A 13,883-nucleotide genomic window follows, 5' to 3' on the forward strand; every position below is an offset into this window, starting at 1 on the left:
CGGCTACCGGTTCCTGTCGCGCAGCCAGTTGGCGATGCGGCCCATGTTGATGCGTTCGTCCTCATCGAGGACGGTGACGGTGTAGCCCTGGGCTTCCAGGTCGCGCTGCTGGCGGCGGATGTTTGCCGGGTCGACCCTGACTTCGGTGGACGTCCCGTTGCGGGTGGCGAACATGTAGTGCTTGGACATGGTGAGGCTCTCCTTTACAGCGCAGCGATGAGGAGTGCGGCCAGCCAGAGGCAGCCGTAGTGCAGGGATTGGTCGGCGAGGTACATGCCGTTGAGGCCGTGGTCGGCCAGGCGTGAAAACGGGGTGGAGCCGGTGTGCTCCAGCAGCCAACGGACCGGCCAACGCCGGTCGAGGAACGCGTGGGTGACGGCGGAGACCGTCAGTGCGGTGATGAGTCCGGCCGGGCTGGCCGGGATGTGCAGTGCGAGGACGGTGGTCAGGACCATCGCGGTGAGGACCGCGTGGTACATCGCCACGTGTCCGAGCAGATGCCGCCAGCCGTGCCAGCCCGGCAGGGCTTTGTGCGCGGCCTGCGTGTCGGTCTGGCCGAGGACGTGGTCGGCGAGCTGGTGACCGGCGTAGAGCGTTGCGGCCATCGCCGCGAACACCGTTGCGTCGTTCATGACGTCACCGCCGAGGCACGGCGAGTGTGCGAGATGACCGCCCACCCTTGGAGGGCCTCTGCGGATTGTTCGGTGGCGCCGAGGGCGTCCAGGGATGCTGCGATGGTGCGGGCGTCGTCCCGGATGGCGCGCAGCCGGTCGTGGACCTCTTCGGTCGCCGAGCCGATGCCGTAAGCGAGCAGGGAGCTGTGTGCGGACAGCAGTGTGGTCTGCTCGGTACGCAGACGGTCCAGGGTGCGGGTGAGCCGACTGACGGTCGGGCTGGTGATGATGTCGTTGGTTGTGTGGCTCATCGAGAGCCTCCCTTGAGTGGGATGATGTTGGTGATGCCGAGGCAGGCCAGGCAGCAGGTCATGCGGTAGCCGGCCTTTTCGAGGCGGCGGACCTGCAGGTAAAGGGCCGTGCGGTCGGTCGGGAACCAGGAACAGCCGCCGCACACGGTGCACGCGAGGGCGAACTCACAGGCGACGAAGACCGGCCCGAGAATCGGGTGGATCCCTTCGGGCTGCCAGCCGTCGATACACATCGGACAGTCGTGCCGTCGAGCGGTAGCGAACATCACCACTCACCCCAAGCGGCATCCACCGACGCTTGGTCGGTTGCGCATCGCCGACGGGTATCAGTGGCGGCCAGTTCGGCGCCGCACACGATGCAGTGCCATACGAAAGCGGCGCTGTCCGGGCGTCGTAGCGCGTCCGGGATGGCGCCCTGGTGCCACAGGTTGTGGGTAACGACCTCACGGCCGTCCAAGAACCGGATGACGTAGCGGCGGCCGTAACTGCCGAACTGGCTCGGGTTGTTGTTGAGGGCATCAGCAGTGGGTTCCTCGCCGATGCGGTAGTGCTCACCGTTGATGATCAGGCCGCCCGGGAGGTTGAACTGCCACTGCCAGAAGTCGCAGGTGGAGCACACGCCGAACAGGACGAAGGTGACGTCGGGCGTGCCGCAGGTGGGGCAGGCGTTCGGTTCGGTGGTGGTCATGAGGCACCTCCAGAGGCGCAGTCGAGGCACTCGCCGAGCGAGCGGGGGATGACGTAGTTCTTGGTGGTGCCGCAGGTGGTGCAGGTGCGGCGGACGCGCATGGCCTTGTCCAGGGCTTCGCGCTGTGCGGGGGTTGCAGTGCGCTTGGGCAGCGCGAGGTCGATGCGGTAGAGGTAGGCGCGGCGCTTGCCGCGACGCCACAGGATCTGAGCGGCGATGTCCTGGCCGCCCGGGCGTAGCCCGTCGGCGCGGAGCTGCCGCACCGTGGCGAGCCCTTCGGGGGCGAACTTGTACGGGTAGGTAGGCAGGCCGTACTTGGCGCCGGTCGGGTCGTAGTAGACGGTCACGTCCTCGCCCTTCAGTTCGGCGTCGGTGTCGTCGTCCTGGTCGTCGTTGTCGTGGTCGACGCCGCCGGCGGAGGTGCCGGGGATGGGGTTGGCGTCGGTGAAGTCCTGCCGGTCGGTGTCCTCGGGCAGGAACCAGGCGTCACAGACGGGGCAGAAGATGCCGCCCGCTTCGAACACGGCGACGCTGACCCGCAGCTTGCGGGGGCATTCGCACTCGCACGAGACGCCGTTGTTGTTGTTCGTGCGGGTCTTGCCCTCACCGAATTCGTTGCGGTGCCGGAAGGCACCGATCGCGGTGTTGAGGGCGTTGATGGACGGCGCGTACCGCTGCCGGGCGATGTCGGTCAGGGTGCACGGCGAGAAGCCGAGCTTGTCGTCCTTGGTGGTGGTCATGCCGAGTTCGGCAGCGAGTTTCGCGAACTGCTTGTTGTGCCAGCGTCCCTGCCGTGACGTGTCCTGGATGTCGCGGACAGCGGCGAGCCCGTGGGCCGCCTCGTGCAGCAGGGTCGTGAACACCGCAGCGGCGTCGCGGGACAGTCCCTCACCGGAGACCATGACCTCAGGCAACCGGGTGTCACCGGCTTGCCAGCGGGCGTGCGCGAAGTGGCCGTACCGCAGGTTCTCGTTCGGCTTCTTCGGCGAGCCGTCCCCGACAACGATGACGACCGCGGGCACCTCGGGGTGCTGACGGCGGATAGCCGCCCACGCGGACTCCAGCGTGGCGACGAGGGTCGCGGTGGAGAACGGCATTGACACGTACGTGTCAGAGGTGGTGGGGACGGTTGCGATGCTCATCGCTCACCCCACAACGCGGCAGGGCTGGACTCCTCGATGAGGCGTCGAGCACGACACCCCGGGTCCTCTTGGCCGTCCGGCGTCTCGTACCGGTCGGTGTTCGGGTTGTAGGTGACCGGTTGGGCGGGCACTGAGTTGTCGTTGTCGGTTTGCTCGCCGAGCCAGTCCGCGAGGTCAGCGTCTGTCCAGTCCGCCGGGTCCTTCTCTGCGAGTTCGCGAGCGCGTTCAACGGTCGCAGCGCCGTCGTAGATGTCGGCGGTGTCCCGCAGCGCGGAGAGGACTTCGGCGATGGTCCGGCCGGGCTCGTCGTTCCAGCCGAACAACAGGTCACCGGGCTGCATCAGGTGTTGCGCCCGCCGAGGCGCGCGGAGGCCGAGGTGGTCCTCCAGCAGCAGCAGCGCCGCTTCCCACGTCTCGTGGGCCGGGCCGGTGAAGTCGGCCGGGTCGGTTGAGGTGGACAGGTCCACCATGCGGCCGTAGGTGGCCATGATGAGCGCACCGGCGATATCCGCCGGCGGGAACGGGCCGGTGAGGTCAACGAAGAGCTGACGCTTGACCCAGCCGCGAGTCGTCAGATACGTCGCGGCGCCGCGCAGGTACTCCGACAGCGGGACGCCGTCGTGCGTGGCCAGTTTTTGGGTAGGGTTCATGGACGCCACGTCCTTTCGGGGCGTTGGTGGGAGTCGGCGGGACCGGTCTGCTTCTCAGGGCTTTGAGCCGGTTCCGTCGACGGCCTATGAGCCGTACTGGTGGTGCCGTTGGGGTTACGCCGCGCTGCGGCCGATGTGCCGGAAGTAGCGCAGCAGGTGATGCAGCTCGGTCAGCGCCGTCTGCAGTTGCCTGCGGGCAACGCGATCCGTGGACACCAGCGGGACACTGAGACGGATCTCCGCGAACTGGCGACCGTCGGCGTGCTGTACCCGGGTGACAACCAGGGTGCCGAGACCGGGATGCACAGCCCGGTACGGGTCGCTGCGGTGTTCCTGCATGCCGCAGGAGTGGTCTTTCGCGCACCAGGCGGTGTGCTGGACACGGTTCATGACGCCTGCTCCTTCGCGCGTGCTCTGGCCTCGGCACGGATCTGCACTGCGTAGTCGGCCAGGCGGATGATGTCGATGTCGGTGAGGTACGCCGCCTTGACCCGCATCGGGACGCCACCCTCAGCGATGAGGTAGCCGGCGCCTTGGTTGCTCGGGTCGACGGTGTTGGAGGAGTAGCCCTGCGCGGCCCAGCCGTGGCCCAGGACGATGTCGGAAGACGAGTCATTGGTGCAGCGGCCCGCGAACCGCCAGGCAAACAGGTCCCGCAGGCTCGTCGGGATGATGTCCGACGACGGGCGTTGCGTCGCGGCGGCGACGATGATGCCGACCGCGCGTCCCCGGGACACGATGTCCCGCAGCAGGGAGGAGAACTCCTCCCGTTGCTCCTTGGTGCCGATCGTTGCGGAGAAGAAGGCGAGTTCATCGAGCGCTACCAGGATCTGCCCGAACAGATCGTCCCGGCCGATCTTCCGGCGACGATGCGCCAGCAGGTACGCGTAACGGTTGTCCATCACCGTCTGCACCCGCCGCAGGGTGCGGATCGCCAGCTCGATGTCAGGGCCGACGAACACGTCAGCCGCGTCACGCCACAGGCCGAGTTCGACCTGTTTGCCGTCCAGCAGGCACAGCCGCACATCCGGCGACAACGCCGCATGACCAACGACCGTGTTGAGCAGGCTTGACTTGCCCGCGCCGGGTTCGCCGCCGATGAGGATGTTGCGGTAGATCATCGGCAGGTGGACCGGCTGACCGAACTCATCGATGCCGAGGAAGATCGGGTCGAAGATTGACAGTGTGCGCCCGCCTGAACCTTCACCAGGCGCAGGCGCCGTAAGAAGGGTCATCGTTGCTCCCGCAACAGATCAGGACGGGAAGCGCGGGCGGGAACGTCCACGGTGGACAAGACGCCCGCGCTGTCCATCAGGCGTAGTCGGAGTTGTCGGTCCCGGAGAAGGAGACCGTGGAGTCCGGCTGGTTACGCGGCTTGCGCGTGCCGGACGTTTTCGCAGCCGCAGGGACCTCGGCGACCTCATCGAGGTCGAGTCCGAACGGCGGTGTGGTGGACGACGGTGGTGCGACGCTCTCGAAGTCGTCGGGCAGGTTGCCGGGCAGCGGTGACACCACCACGTCACGCAGCGGATCGCGGCGGGTCACGTCGAACCGCACCAGCGCCGCGTACCGAGGAGAGGCCGAAGCGACCTGGACCGTCTTGGCCCAGCACTCCACCGCGAGCACCTGTGTCTGACCCTCATCGGCGAAGGTCTTCAACGACAGGCCACCGCGAAGCCACACCCAGACCCGTTCACCAGCCGGCGTCGGCCTGGCCCACAGGATCAGGGGGAAGGCTTCACGGCCACGTGACTTCACGAACGCTGAGAAGCACACCCGCAGCCGGTGCCGGACGACCAGGCACAGGAACCAGCCGACCACGCCACGGCGCAGCGGACCCACAGCCGCGGGGACACCCACGACCGTCAGCAGGACCAGCAGCGACACGAGCGGAGCAGCCGAGGCCATCAGCGTTGACCAGCCCCGCAGGAGCAGCACCGCGATGCCGATTTCCGGCAGCCAATGCCAGAACACCCGCAGCACCGGCCACGCCACGATCAGCGCGAACACCACAGCACCGCAGACGGCACCCACGAGCAGCCCGAACAACAACGCCCCGACCGGCGGCCAGAACGACGAGCAGACCCAGCCGGTCAACAGACCGACAACACCGGAGACGACCCAGAACGCGATGACCGCCCGACGGCGGTAGGTGCGAGCGGTAGGCGCCTCGATCACCGTGACGGACTGGCCGCCACCGAACAGACGAGAGGTGGAACGGCCAGACTTCTGACCGGTAGACTTGGACACGACAGGTCCTCCCTTGAACAAGGGCATGAGGGACTGTTGGAAGAGAACGGACCCGGGGTCGCAGACGACGCCAATCAACGGCGACCCCGCAGTCCACTGCAACGAACGTTGACACCTACGTGTCAACCAGGCGGCATCACGCCGACGGCACCAGCACCCGCAGCGACTCCACGCGGAACGCGACACCGGAACGCATCTTGCCGTCCTCGGTGTTCGCCCACGGCAGCGCGACCAGGTCCACCGGAACCACGGTCTGACCGACCGACACCTGCGGACGGTCCTCCGCCACCACCGTCACGTTGAGCACCTCAGCGCCGTTGCTGTCCAGCGCCATGAGCTGCACCGTCCACATCGGCGTGTTGCTGCCACGCTCAAACCGCTGCTGACGCTTGCCATCCAGCTTCGGCTCCGGGTTCTTCGTCACCGTGAACTGCACGGCATCCGTGTTGATAAGCAAACGCATGACGTCTCCTCAGACGTAGAGGCCTCTGCGGCCCAGCGACTCCTTCTCCTGAAGGATGTCTTACATCTTACATGCGACTGTCCGTGCATCAAGGGTGACGGCAAGATGTCTTACATCCTGAGCTGTGACCATGAATCGGGACGTCTAGACTCGGCTGTAAGACGTCCTACAAGCAGGGAAAACGCGAGTGACGAGCATCGAAGCGCCGAAGCCGCAGTACGCCCAGATCGCAGCGTTGCTGCGGTCGCGGATTGACGATGGGACGTACCCCGCTGGCTCTGTGTTGCCGAGCGAGCCTGCGCTTGCCGACGAGCTGCGTATCTCTCGTGTCACCGTCAACAGGGCAGTGGCCATGCTGCGGTCAGAGGGCTTGGTCAAGGTCCGGCGCGGCGCTGGAACATTCGTCCGGAGCCTGCCGAAGATCCCGCGCGACGCTCAACGCCGCTATGCAGCACGCGACAAGGGCACCGGTGCGGGGCAGGTAGAAGTCACCGAGCTCAACCTGCGCTCTCGCACCGACTACGGCAACATCCGACGGATGCAGGTTCCCCGACCTGACATCGCGAAGACCTTGCAGATCGAGACGACCGACGATGTACTGCTTCGTCCTCGGGTGCTGTACGCCAACGACGAGCCAACGCAAATCGCGGACTCATATCTCCCGTGGTCGATCGCCGGGCGTAGCGAAGCCCTGATGCACGGAGACGCCGGCCAGGGTGGCTCCTACAGCCGACTGGCGGACCTCGGGTACGGACCGGTGCGATTCACTGAGGACGTCAACGTCCGGATGCCGACGGATGCCGAGCAGCGGACGTTAGAGCTTGAGGCCAGCCAGCCCGTCTTCGAGATCTGGCACGTAGCCTTTGCTGCCGACGACACGGTGGTGGAGGTCTGCATCCACGTCATGCCAGGCCACCTCTGGACGCTCCGATACGGATGGGACGACCCAATCGCGGCACATGGGGCAGCGAAGTGATGGAGGTCAGGATCGCCTCCCAGGCAGCACCGGGCCGCTCGGTGAACGAGGATTTCGCGTTCGCGCTGCCCGACCTGGTCGCTGTGTTCGACGGGGTATCCGTGCCGCCCACCCTGGACACCGGATGTATCCATGGGCCTTCCTGGTACGTACGGCGGCTAGGCGGATACCTTGCGGTGCTGCACAAGCAGGGACCAGCGACAGGGCTGCCCGAGTTGCTCGCGGAGGCCATTCATCTAGTCCGCGGCGACCACACAGACAGCTGCGACCTCTCGCACCCAGGGACGCCGGCGAGCACTGTCTGCATGGTGCAGTTGACGGATCAGCACCTTGAGTACCTTGTTTTGTGCGACAGCCCTCTGGTCCTCGACCGGGGCACCGAGGTCTCGGTTATCACCGACTCCCGCTTTGAACATGCAGTAGCGGATCTCCGGGCCGCCGCACTGACGGGCACACATCCCATCGGCAGCCCCGAACACGCCGCTGGAGTACGAAACGCTGTGATGCAGCAGCGGACAAGGACCAACCGCCCAGACGGCTACTGGATTGCCGCCGCCGACCCTCAAGCCGCATACCAGGCCGTGACGGGAACGTTGCCCATCACGGGATCCGCCCGTGTGCGCAGGGCGGCGCTCCTCACCGATGGTGCCTCGTGCGCAGTCGACTCATTCCACCTCTATGACTGGCGTGGTCTGCTCGATGCGCTGACCGACTCAGGACCCCAGGCACTCATTGGCCAGGTCCGTTCGGTCGAGGATGCCGACAGCGGCGGCCATGACCGACCCAGGTACAAACGCCATGACGATGCAACCGCAGCCCTGTGCCTCTTCGACGGGAGCAAATCGTGAGTCGACCGCTTCACTCAGTTTCTGTCGCCGCCGTTGTCACGGATGACGACGGCCGTGTCTTGGTTGTCCAGCGCCGCGACAACGGCAAGTGGGAGATCCCCGGCGGCATCCTTGAGTTGGACGAATCGCCCCAGGCGGGCGCACGACGAGAGGTTCTCGAAGAGACCGGCGTGCAGATCGACCCGTACCGACTCACCGGCATCTACAAGAACATCAAACTCGGTGTCGTAGCCCTCGTTTTCCGTGGCGTGGTCATCAGCGGCCACATCGGTCCGACCGAGGAATCCGCAGCAGTCGAGTGGTGGGAGCCAGCACGCGTCGAGGCTGAGATGGACGAGGTGTTCGCCATCCGAGTTCTCGATGCTCTGGACAGCCACGACACAGCCGTAAGGATGCATGATGGCACCAAGTTGCTGTTGGACGAGCAGAGCCCGGCTACAAGCTGAGCACATCAAATGTCGGGTTCCAATTGATCCGTTACACATCAGCTTCACTTGAAGGATGACAGTCGGCCGACTCTCTCGGGACCTGCTGTCACATTGCGTAACTGGTGTGCCGCCTTTGCTGGAACATGCGGCCTTCAATGCCGGGTCAAGACGCGCGGATCGCGGCAGAAGCGGATGCCGGCGGTGGCGTCCGGGCGTGCATGATGGTGCCGTGACCGGACCTTCTGCCGCGGTTCTGCTGCCCGACCCGTGGACTGCTTCGGACGTCAAGCTGTTCCGGGCGTGGTTGGCTGAGATGCTCACGAATGACATCGATGACTGGTGGCTGCTGCGAGAGCCGTCCGAGGTGGGCTGGCAGACTGCGTCACTGGCCACTGGGCCGATGCTGGTCGAGCCCGGCGCCTGGGACCCCGAAGACCCGGACGAGGCGGTGCGTCTGGCGAGTGCTGTCGGATTCCTGCCGGGCGCAGAGGTGGTCCTGGCCTCGGCAACGAACGGCGTGGACGATCACCGTTTCCTTGCTCATCTTGCGGTGGCGTTGGCCCGACGGCACCGCGGCCTCATCGATCTGACCGGCCCGCTGCCAGTCCCGCCACCTGCCGGGGTCAACGCTCTCGAAGCTGTCGACTCCGGTGCCGGGATTGAACAATGGTGGGCCACCTCCCGGGACACCCTTGCCGCGCTCGGCGGAGCGTGGCATGAGATTCCATACGTCACTGCCGGCGGGACCACCGCCATCTACCACGTCGTCGACGCCGATCTCCTCACTGCTTGGTTGGCACATCCGCGCTTCCGCATGGTGAGGTAGTCGCCATGCCTGCGGCAATCCGCCTACCTGCACGATCGGGTGCGCGCACATCGGCAGATCCGCGCACCGGATCTCGGGCGTACGCCCGAGGCCGCCAGGTCGCGTGGGAAGATCGTCGGTGTGGGGCTTCTGGAAGGAGCGCGTTGATGGGTTCGTCTGCGTGGTGGTACACCGTGGACTACCAGCCCGATGTCAACGCCGCGCTCCAGCTGTTGCGGCAGCAGGTCTATGAGCGGGGCGACTACTACCGGGAGTCCCGCGATCCCGACCTGGACATGGCGGAAGCAGAGTTCCGGGCGAGCCTGGCCCCGCGCGACACCGACCCCGAGCGGTACGACGCCATCGTTGAGGACTGGCTGGAACGTAGGTCCCGACCTGTGCCGACCGACCTGAACAACCTGGTCGCGGCGCAGCCGCACGCGGGAACCCACTCCGTCATCGACATGATCAACGGCGTGTCCGCCGAGCCAGCATTCGCGACGGTGTCCCCATTGTCGCCCGACAACCTGATGTACACCTTCGGCACGCTGACGCCTTCGGCGGATCAGGTGGAAACCTGGATGAGCACCGAGATCGCGGATGAACGGGATCGCTGGGTCGGGACGTACATCATCAGCTATGACGACGGCCAACCGGCACACATCCATTTCGGCGGCCTCTCGGGGGACTGAGCCGCTCCGCAGTCCATTGCGGAGCAACAGTTGTCACCGCAGCAACCGACGCCCGGATCGCGGCAGAAGAGTACGGCTGACCTTCGCCGAGGCGGTCCACGGATGCGACACTGCGGCGGTGAGTTGGTCGCTCTTAGTGGTGCCGCTGGATCGTCTTTCCCGGGACGGCATGTCCGACTGGATTGCGTCGGCCGAGTTTACGCGAGGCATACCCGAACAGGTTCCACAGGCGCTGCCCCTGCCCTCGGTCGCCGAGGTCCTGGACGCGTTCCGTGCGGCGGGCTGCCACGGGACAAACTGGTTCGAGGTCGTCGGTGAAGACGCAGGCTCACGGCTACCGGAGTGCCCGAGTCCGGGTACCTGCGCGAGCACCGGAGGGCTGGACCTCGGTGAGGTAAGTGTGTACTCGACCGGCGAGACAAGTAGCCTGCTGGCTGTCCCGGAGGACGCGGCGGTGGAGACGGTGGCCTTTCGAAAGCCGAATCCCTCCGCGGTGTTGAGAGCGGTATGTGCCTTGGCATCGTTTGCAGGCCCTCAGTTGGTGTTCGACGAGTCGGCGGGCCAGGCGTTCGCCGCCTGGCCCGGGGAAGAGGCTGGCGAGTTGGAGGACGACTGGCCCTGGTGACCTTTAGCAACGATCTCCGAGGACCATGATCACGTGCGCGCTCATCGGCAGAAGCGGATGCCTCGGACACCAGCGTCGTGGACGGCCGGCGTTACGTTCCGTGTCCCGCATGCTCAAGGCAGGTGTAACCAGTCAACTGGAGTCACCGTGTAATGGATCAAGCGGAGTGCGACAGCTGAGCACATCAAGCGTGTGAGAACTTTCTGTACGGGATCAAGGCGCCGCTGACGCGGCGCACCGCGGCGCCACGGGGTCGCTCCGCGACCTGCGCTTACGCCTGGCGGCGACACGCAGGCAAGCCCCGGCGCCCGCACCGGAATCAGCGACGCAAGGAGCAGCCGACAGACACAACGAAGCCCCAGCCGCCGGCGAAGCCGAGGACCCGGGCGTGACGGTCGATGGGTGGAGCAACGGAGGGTCCGAGCGAAACTTGCGGTGCGGCAACACCCTCCCCGCCGCCATTTTCTCTTACGTGATTGCCGACCTTGTCAAGGTCGTTCGTCCAGCAGGGCGCTCCACCTTGACAAGGTCGGCAATCACGAGAACCTGGCATCGGTGAGGGCGCCGCCGCTGTCTGAGCGCGGCCTGCTCCCGTCCGAGTGACACGTACGTGTCAATCCCGCTCTTCATCGCTCGCCGGAAGCATCGCCGAGAGAAGTTGGTGCATCCCCGAAGACGGATTGTTGTGGGGAAACGACGTACCATTACCTAAATGGTACCGATCGAGGCTAGCCGCCCGCTGGGCAGCAACCTTCTTGTTGGGCATATACTTTCCGCCAGCTAAGCCCTTGTCCGACTGCCCATCATGCGAGCGGCGCAGTCGGCGCGCCTGAGTGTTGGACAAGAAGCTTCGATGATCGGCGAAGTGCAATGCCAACCAAAGCTCAAAGCACGGATTTGAGACGGCCACCTTAATCTGGTTCTGCGCGGCAAGCTCCATCGCTTCTCTGAGCCGTGGATGGTTCCTGGGCCATTCAACGTCGAAGACGCACCAGAATTCGTCCACCTCGCCTCTCTCATCGCTCGACCGACTGCGCGCCTCGATCGCAAGCCGAACTAGAGTCAAAGGAACTGACCCGCTGGCCCCCGCTTCGACGCGAATATCCACGGCTGCAGCGTCCCGTACCTCAGGCTCCCTCTTGAGAGCGTTAAAGTACTCTGGCTCAGTACGTTCACCTTCGCAAAAAATGACAAAAGTTCGACGCGGTCTTCGCGTTTCTACTTTTCGCTTTAGCGACTTCCCCGCGACGGGGCGATAGGGTGACATCAGGAATCCCCCGTGGCAATTCCGAGCGCCTGACGAAGAAGTATCTGATCCACTTCGGGCACGGCGCCAAACCGGCCCTGGAGATACGCGCGCTCAAGGTTCATAGACCGCCTGACCTTATCGCCGCCATACTCGGCCAGGGCGGTTAGAACTGTGGCACCTTCCTCATTCTTTTCGGTGAGCCATACCTCGTCTCGGTTTAGGTGATTAAGAAGGCTTGTATCGTGGCTAGTAAAGATCAACTGAGCGCCACGTGGGTTCGTTACGGGATCCTGAAATAGCTCGAGGAGCCGCGCGGACAGGCGCGGGTGCAAGCTTGCATCAATCTCATCAAAGAGCAACAATTGACCATTTTGAAGCGCTTGCAACGTTGGCCCAATAAGCCTGTACCAAGTTTGAGTACCTTCCGACTCCTCTGCCATATTGAAGGCAAGCTGCTCCCCGGCCACCCGGTGGATCAGGCGTACGTACCGACGAAGTCTAGGGTCGCCCGCCGGGTCGGACAGTTGCTCTTCGACGATCTCTACATTGTCAATGCCCAGGTCGGCGAAACGGAGTAATGACAGCGCAGAGCCATACCCCCCAAACTGTTCCATGTCCTGAAGGTCAAACAAGGCGTCGGGGTCACTGAGGTCGATAAACATTCTTTCTGTTGAATACGTTGGTACGCCAGTGAAACCCAGTCTCCGGCGTCGGCGTGGCTGCCCAAGGTAGCCAAAGCTGGCAAGCCGTCGGCCGAAAGGACTTACCTCTAGCGCATCGAAACGCATTGCAGCCGACAGCGCCAGGGTGTTGGGAGTCAGGAGGTCTCGCGTGCCCGATATCCCGCCCAGTCCCCGCCTGAACGCGATCTCTAGACCTTCGCGCTCAAAGAGAATCCTGCGACGTCGTTCGGGGTAGCTATAGAGCCCCTCGAAAATAACGTTAGTGTGGTCTAGTGTTAACGTATAGGTATAGCGGACCCCGTCAACCATCATTTCAAGTTCGAAGGTCGAAGGCTCTTCTGGACCACGCTTGAACCTGAACGGATCTCGCGGAATAGCCTTATCCCACGTCCTTAGCGAGCGACCGACAGCGGACGAAAGCCATCCCAGCGCATCTATTAAATTCGATTTCCCCGATGCGTTCGGTCCATAAATACCCGCGACTGTCAATACCTGCTCGTTTATAAGATCGAAGGAACGAGCCGCTGGCCTGTCTTCATCGACAGCAACCATCGACAGTTCCACCGGCTCGTAGATCGAGCGATGGTTTGAGACCTCAAAGCGCAGTAGCACTGGCCTGTCTCCTCGCGCTAGCGGTGCATGCAGACGACACTCTACGTCAGGATTTGACGCCGACGACGTCGAAGTTGTAGGCGGGCAGCTCACGCCCGAGGATTCTCATGCTGCCGCACAGTTGGCGCGTCGCTGCACGAGTCGGGTGTCGACGGGAGGCACGCACCTCAACCGTCGGCTGCGTGACGTAACCAACAGCGTCGACCAGGGCGTCAAGACGCGCTAGTCGTGGATCGTTTCAGCAGCTCCAGTCGCCCCAGCGCCAGACCTTCCACGTGGCCCTAGGCCGACCGCGATACTCGCAGCCAACGCTGCCACCGCCTGCGCCGCCGATGCCGCCCGCCTGGTCCTCGTACGGCTGCTGCACGTAGCACAGGCCTGTCTTGCCCGAGCCGGGCTTTCCGGTCGACGGCTTGCCGATAGCGTCGGTGAGTGTGCTCGACGCGTAGCTGCGGGCACCGGCGGCATCATCCGGCCCGAGGAGCGAGCTATTCCACTTCTCCACGTAGTAGTTTCGCGCCCGGCCAACGTGGTCGTAGGCGCGCCACATGGCGACGTTCACGGGGTTGGCGTCCGCGCCATCCGGCGCAGCAAGCGCCGCCTCCTTGTAGCTGGAGTGCGGAAGCGACACGAGCGCATCGGCGATCGCCTGCCCAGGATCGAACGCCGCAACCTCAGCCCACAGCGCGTCAGCTTGGGCCTTCCGCCCGGTGTTGTCGAGCGCAACGCCGTTCTTGTACTGGGTCCCGCGCAGCTCGTTGATCTGGTCGCGTTTTGCCTCAAGTTGCATGAACGCCTCGGCGTAGGTGGTGCACCAGTCGGCCGGCGTCATCTTGTGCCCGGCTGG

Annotated in this window: 20 protein-coding genes; 6 read left to right on the forward strand and 14 right to left on the reverse strand. The window is 64.7% G+C overall.

Features of this window, described 5'->3' with window-relative positions:
* Window positions 1-3: 3 nt before the first annotated feature.
* The 11 genes from ACFPIJ_RS62695 to ACFPIJ_RS62745 form a co-directional block, all read right to left on the reverse strand.
* A complete protein-coding gene (locus ACFPIJ_RS62695; protein ID WP_380129107.1) occupies window positions 4-189 on the reverse strand; it encodes a hypothetical protein in 186 nt (61 codons plus the stop codon).
* Between the two features lie 14 nt (window positions 190-203).
* Window positions 204-632 (reverse strand): DUF3307 domain-containing protein, encoded by a 429-nt coding sequence (locus tag ACFPIJ_RS62700; RefSeq protein WP_380129108.1) that lies wholly within the window; start codon window positions 630-632, stop codon window positions 204-206.
* Window positions 629-925 (reverse strand): hypothetical protein, encoded by a 297-nt coding sequence (locus ACFPIJ_RS62705; protein ID WP_380129110.1) that lies wholly within the window; start codon window positions 923-925, stop codon window positions 629-631. Before ACFPIJ_RS62705 ends, ACFPIJ_RS62700 begins: the two co-directional genes overlap by 4 nt.
* Window positions 922-1,158 (reverse strand): hypothetical protein, encoded by a 237-nt coding sequence (locus ACFPIJ_RS62710; RefSeq protein WP_380129111.1) that lies wholly within the window; start codon window positions 1,156-1,158, stop codon window positions 922-924. Before ACFPIJ_RS62710 ends, ACFPIJ_RS62705 begins: the two co-directional genes overlap by 4 nt.
* A 32-nt stretch (window positions 1,159-1,190) precedes the next feature.
* Window positions 1,191-1,613 carry a hypothetical protein gene (locus ACFPIJ_RS62715; RefSeq protein WP_380129112.1) on the reverse strand — a complete coding sequence of 141 codons (423 nt, stop codon included), beginning with the start codon at window positions 1,611-1,613 and terminating at the stop codon, window positions 1,191-1,193.
* The gene (locus ACFPIJ_RS62720; RefSeq protein ID WP_380129376.1) at window positions 1,610-1,960 is read right to left on the reverse strand and encodes an RRQRL motif-containing zinc-binding protein; all 351 of its coding nucleotides are present in this window, start codon (window positions 1,958-1,960) and stop codon (window positions 1,610-1,612) included. The genes ACFPIJ_RS62715 and ACFPIJ_RS62720 overlap by 4 nt, the downstream gene beginning before the upstream one ends.
* Before the next feature lie 791 nt (window positions 1,961-2,751).
* Window positions 2,752-3,405, reverse strand: a complete 654-nt coding sequence (locus ACFPIJ_RS62725) for a DUF6197 family protein (protein WP_380129114.1) — start codon at window positions 3,403-3,405, stop codon at window positions 2,752-2,754.
* A 114-nt stretch (window positions 3,406-3,519) separates the two neighbouring features.
* On the reverse strand, window positions 3,520-3,795 hold the full coding sequence (locus ACFPIJ_RS62730) for a hypothetical protein (RefSeq protein ID WP_380129115.1): 276 nt from the start codon (window positions 3,793-3,795) through the stop codon (window positions 3,520-3,522).
* Window positions 3,792-4,640, reverse strand: a complete 849-nt coding sequence (locus tag ACFPIJ_RS62735; protein WP_380129116.1) for an FtsK/SpoIIIE domain-containing protein — start codon at window positions 4,638-4,640, stop codon at window positions 3,792-3,794. The genes ACFPIJ_RS62730 and ACFPIJ_RS62735 overlap by 4 nt, the downstream gene beginning before the upstream one ends.
* 76 nt (window positions 4,641-4,716) lie before the next feature.
* Window positions 4,717-5,583, reverse strand: coding sequence for a hypothetical protein (locus tag ACFPIJ_RS62740; protein WP_380129118.1), 867 nt, complete (start codon window positions 5,581-5,583; stop codon window positions 4,717-4,719).
* Window positions 5,584-5,791: 208 nt separating this feature from the next.
* Entirely contained in the window at window positions 5,792-6,118 is a 327-nt protein-coding gene (locus ACFPIJ_RS62745) for a hypothetical protein (RefSeq protein WP_380129119.1), read from the reverse strand.
* A gap of 187 nt (window positions 6,119-6,305) precedes the next feature.
* On the opposite strand from ACFPIJ_RS62745, the gene ACFPIJ_RS62750 reads away from it, so the two are divergent.
* From ACFPIJ_RS62750 to ACFPIJ_RS62775, 6 genes are all read left to right on the forward strand, one after another.
* A complete protein-coding gene (locus tag ACFPIJ_RS62750; protein WP_380129120.1) occupies window positions 6,306-7,094 on the forward strand; it encodes a GntR family transcriptional regulator in 789 nt (262 codons plus the stop codon).
* A complete protein-coding gene (locus tag ACFPIJ_RS62755) occupies window positions 7,094-7,942 on the forward strand; it encodes a hypothetical protein (RefSeq protein WP_380129121.1) in 849 nt (282 codons plus the stop codon). Before ACFPIJ_RS62750 ends, ACFPIJ_RS62755 begins: the two co-directional genes overlap by 1 nt.
* Window positions 7,939-8,388, forward strand: a complete 450-nt coding sequence (locus ACFPIJ_RS62760; protein WP_380129122.1) for an NUDIX hydrolase — start codon at window positions 7,939-7,941, stop codon at window positions 8,386-8,388. Before ACFPIJ_RS62755 ends, ACFPIJ_RS62760 begins: the two co-directional genes overlap by 4 nt.
* Window positions 8,389-8,599: 211 nt before the next feature.
* Window positions 8,600-9,196: a DUF6368 family protein gene (locus ACFPIJ_RS62765; protein ID WP_380129123.1), complete on the forward strand. Its 597-nt coding sequence runs from the start codon at window positions 8,600-8,602 to the stop codon at window positions 9,194-9,196.
* 173 nt (window positions 9,197-9,369) lie between these two features.
* Window positions 9,370-9,867 carry a hypothetical protein gene (locus tag ACFPIJ_RS62770; protein ID WP_380129124.1) on the forward strand — a complete coding sequence of 166 codons (498 nt, stop codon included), beginning with the start codon at window positions 9,370-9,372 and terminating at the stop codon, window positions 9,865-9,867.
* A 118-nt stretch (window positions 9,868-9,985) separates the two neighbouring features.
* A complete protein-coding gene (locus ACFPIJ_RS62775) occupies window positions 9,986-10,492 on the forward strand; it encodes a hypothetical protein (RefSeq protein WP_380129125.1) in 507 nt (168 codons plus the stop codon).
* Window positions 10,493-11,105: 613 nt separating this feature from the next.
* Here ACFPIJ_RS62775 and ACFPIJ_RS62780 read toward each other — a convergent pair.
* The 3 genes from ACFPIJ_RS62780 to ACFPIJ_RS62790 all read right to left on the reverse strand — a co-directional run bounded on the left by ACFPIJ_RS62780 (window position 11,106) and on the right by ACFPIJ_RS62790 (window position 13,868).
* Window positions 11,106-11,759, reverse strand: coding sequence for an RloB family protein (locus ACFPIJ_RS62780; protein ID WP_380129126.1), 654 nt, complete (start codon window positions 11,757-11,759; stop codon window positions 11,106-11,108).
* Window positions 11,759-13,036 carry an AAA family ATPase gene (locus tag ACFPIJ_RS62785; protein ID WP_380129127.1) on the reverse strand — a complete coding sequence of 426 codons (1,278 nt, stop codon included), beginning with the start codon at window positions 13,034-13,036 and terminating at the stop codon, window positions 11,759-11,761. Before ACFPIJ_RS62785 ends, ACFPIJ_RS62780 begins: the two co-directional genes overlap by 1 nt.
* Window positions 13,037-13,274: 238 nt before the next feature.
* Window positions 13,275-13,868: a hypothetical protein gene (locus ACFPIJ_RS62790; RefSeq protein ID WP_380129128.1), complete on the reverse strand. Its 594-nt coding sequence runs from the start codon at window positions 13,866-13,868 to the stop codon at window positions 13,275-13,277.
* Between the last annotated feature and the right edge of the window lie 15 nt (window positions 13,869-13,883).

The sequence above is a fragment of the Dactylosporangium cerinum genome, assembly GCF_042653625.1.
Classification (GTDB): Bacteria; Actinomycetota; Actinomycetes; order Mycobacteriales; family Micromonosporaceae; genus Dactylosporangium; species Dactylosporangium cerinum.

What these genes read in the sequence shown, in the direction of transcription:
- ACFPIJ_RS62695 (WP_380129107.1), bottom strand. Translation starts at nt 189, where the DNA reads ATGTCCAAGCACTACATGTTCGCCACCCGCAACGGGACGTCCACCGAA.
- ACFPIJ_RS62710 (WP_380129111.1), bottom strand. Translation starts at nt 1,158, where the DNA reads ATGTGTATCGACGGCTGGCAGCCCGAAGGGATCCACCCGATTCTCGGG.
- ACFPIJ_RS62725 (WP_380129114.1), bottom strand. Translation starts at nt 3,405, where the DNA reads ATGAACCCTACCCAAAAACTGGCCACGCACGACGGCGTCCCGCTGTCG.
- ACFPIJ_RS62730 (WP_380129115.1), bottom strand. Translation starts at nt 3,795, where the DNA reads ATGAACCGTGTCCAGCACACCGCCTGGTGCGCGAAAGACCACTCCTGC.
- ACFPIJ_RS62755 (WP_380129121.1), top strand. Translation starts at nt 7,094, where the DNA reads ATGGAGGTCAGGATCGCCTCCCAGGCAGCACCGGGCCGCTCGGTGAAC.
- ACFPIJ_RS62700 (WP_380129108.1), bottom strand. Translation starts at nt 632, where the DNA reads ATGAACGACGCAACGGTGTTCGCGGCGATGGCCGCAACGCTCTACGCC.
- ACFPIJ_RS62735 (WP_380129116.1), bottom strand. Translation starts at nt 4,640, where the DNA reads ATGACCCTTCTTACGGCGCCTGCGCCTGGTGAAGGTTCAGGCGGGCGC.
- ACFPIJ_RS62780 (WP_380129126.1), bottom strand. Translation starts at nt 11,759, where the DNA reads ATGTCACCCTATCGCCCCGTCGCGGGGAAGTCGCTAAAGCGAAAAGTA.
- ACFPIJ_RS62705 (WP_380129110.1), bottom strand. Translation starts at nt 925, where the DNA reads ATGAGCCACACAACCAACGACATCATCACCAGCCCGACCGTCAGTCGG.
- ACFPIJ_RS62715 (WP_380129112.1), bottom strand. Translation starts at nt 1,613, where the DNA reads ATGACCACCACCGAACCGAACGCCTGCCCCACCTGCGGCACGCCCGAC.
- ACFPIJ_RS62790 (WP_380129128.1), bottom strand. Translation starts at nt 13,868, where the DNA reads ATGACGCCGGCCGACTGGTGCACCACCTACGCCGAGGCGTTCATGCAA.
- ACFPIJ_RS62745 (WP_380129119.1), bottom strand. Translation starts at nt 6,118, where the DNA reads ATGCGTTTGCTTATCAACACGGATGCCGTGCAGTTCACGGTGACGAAG.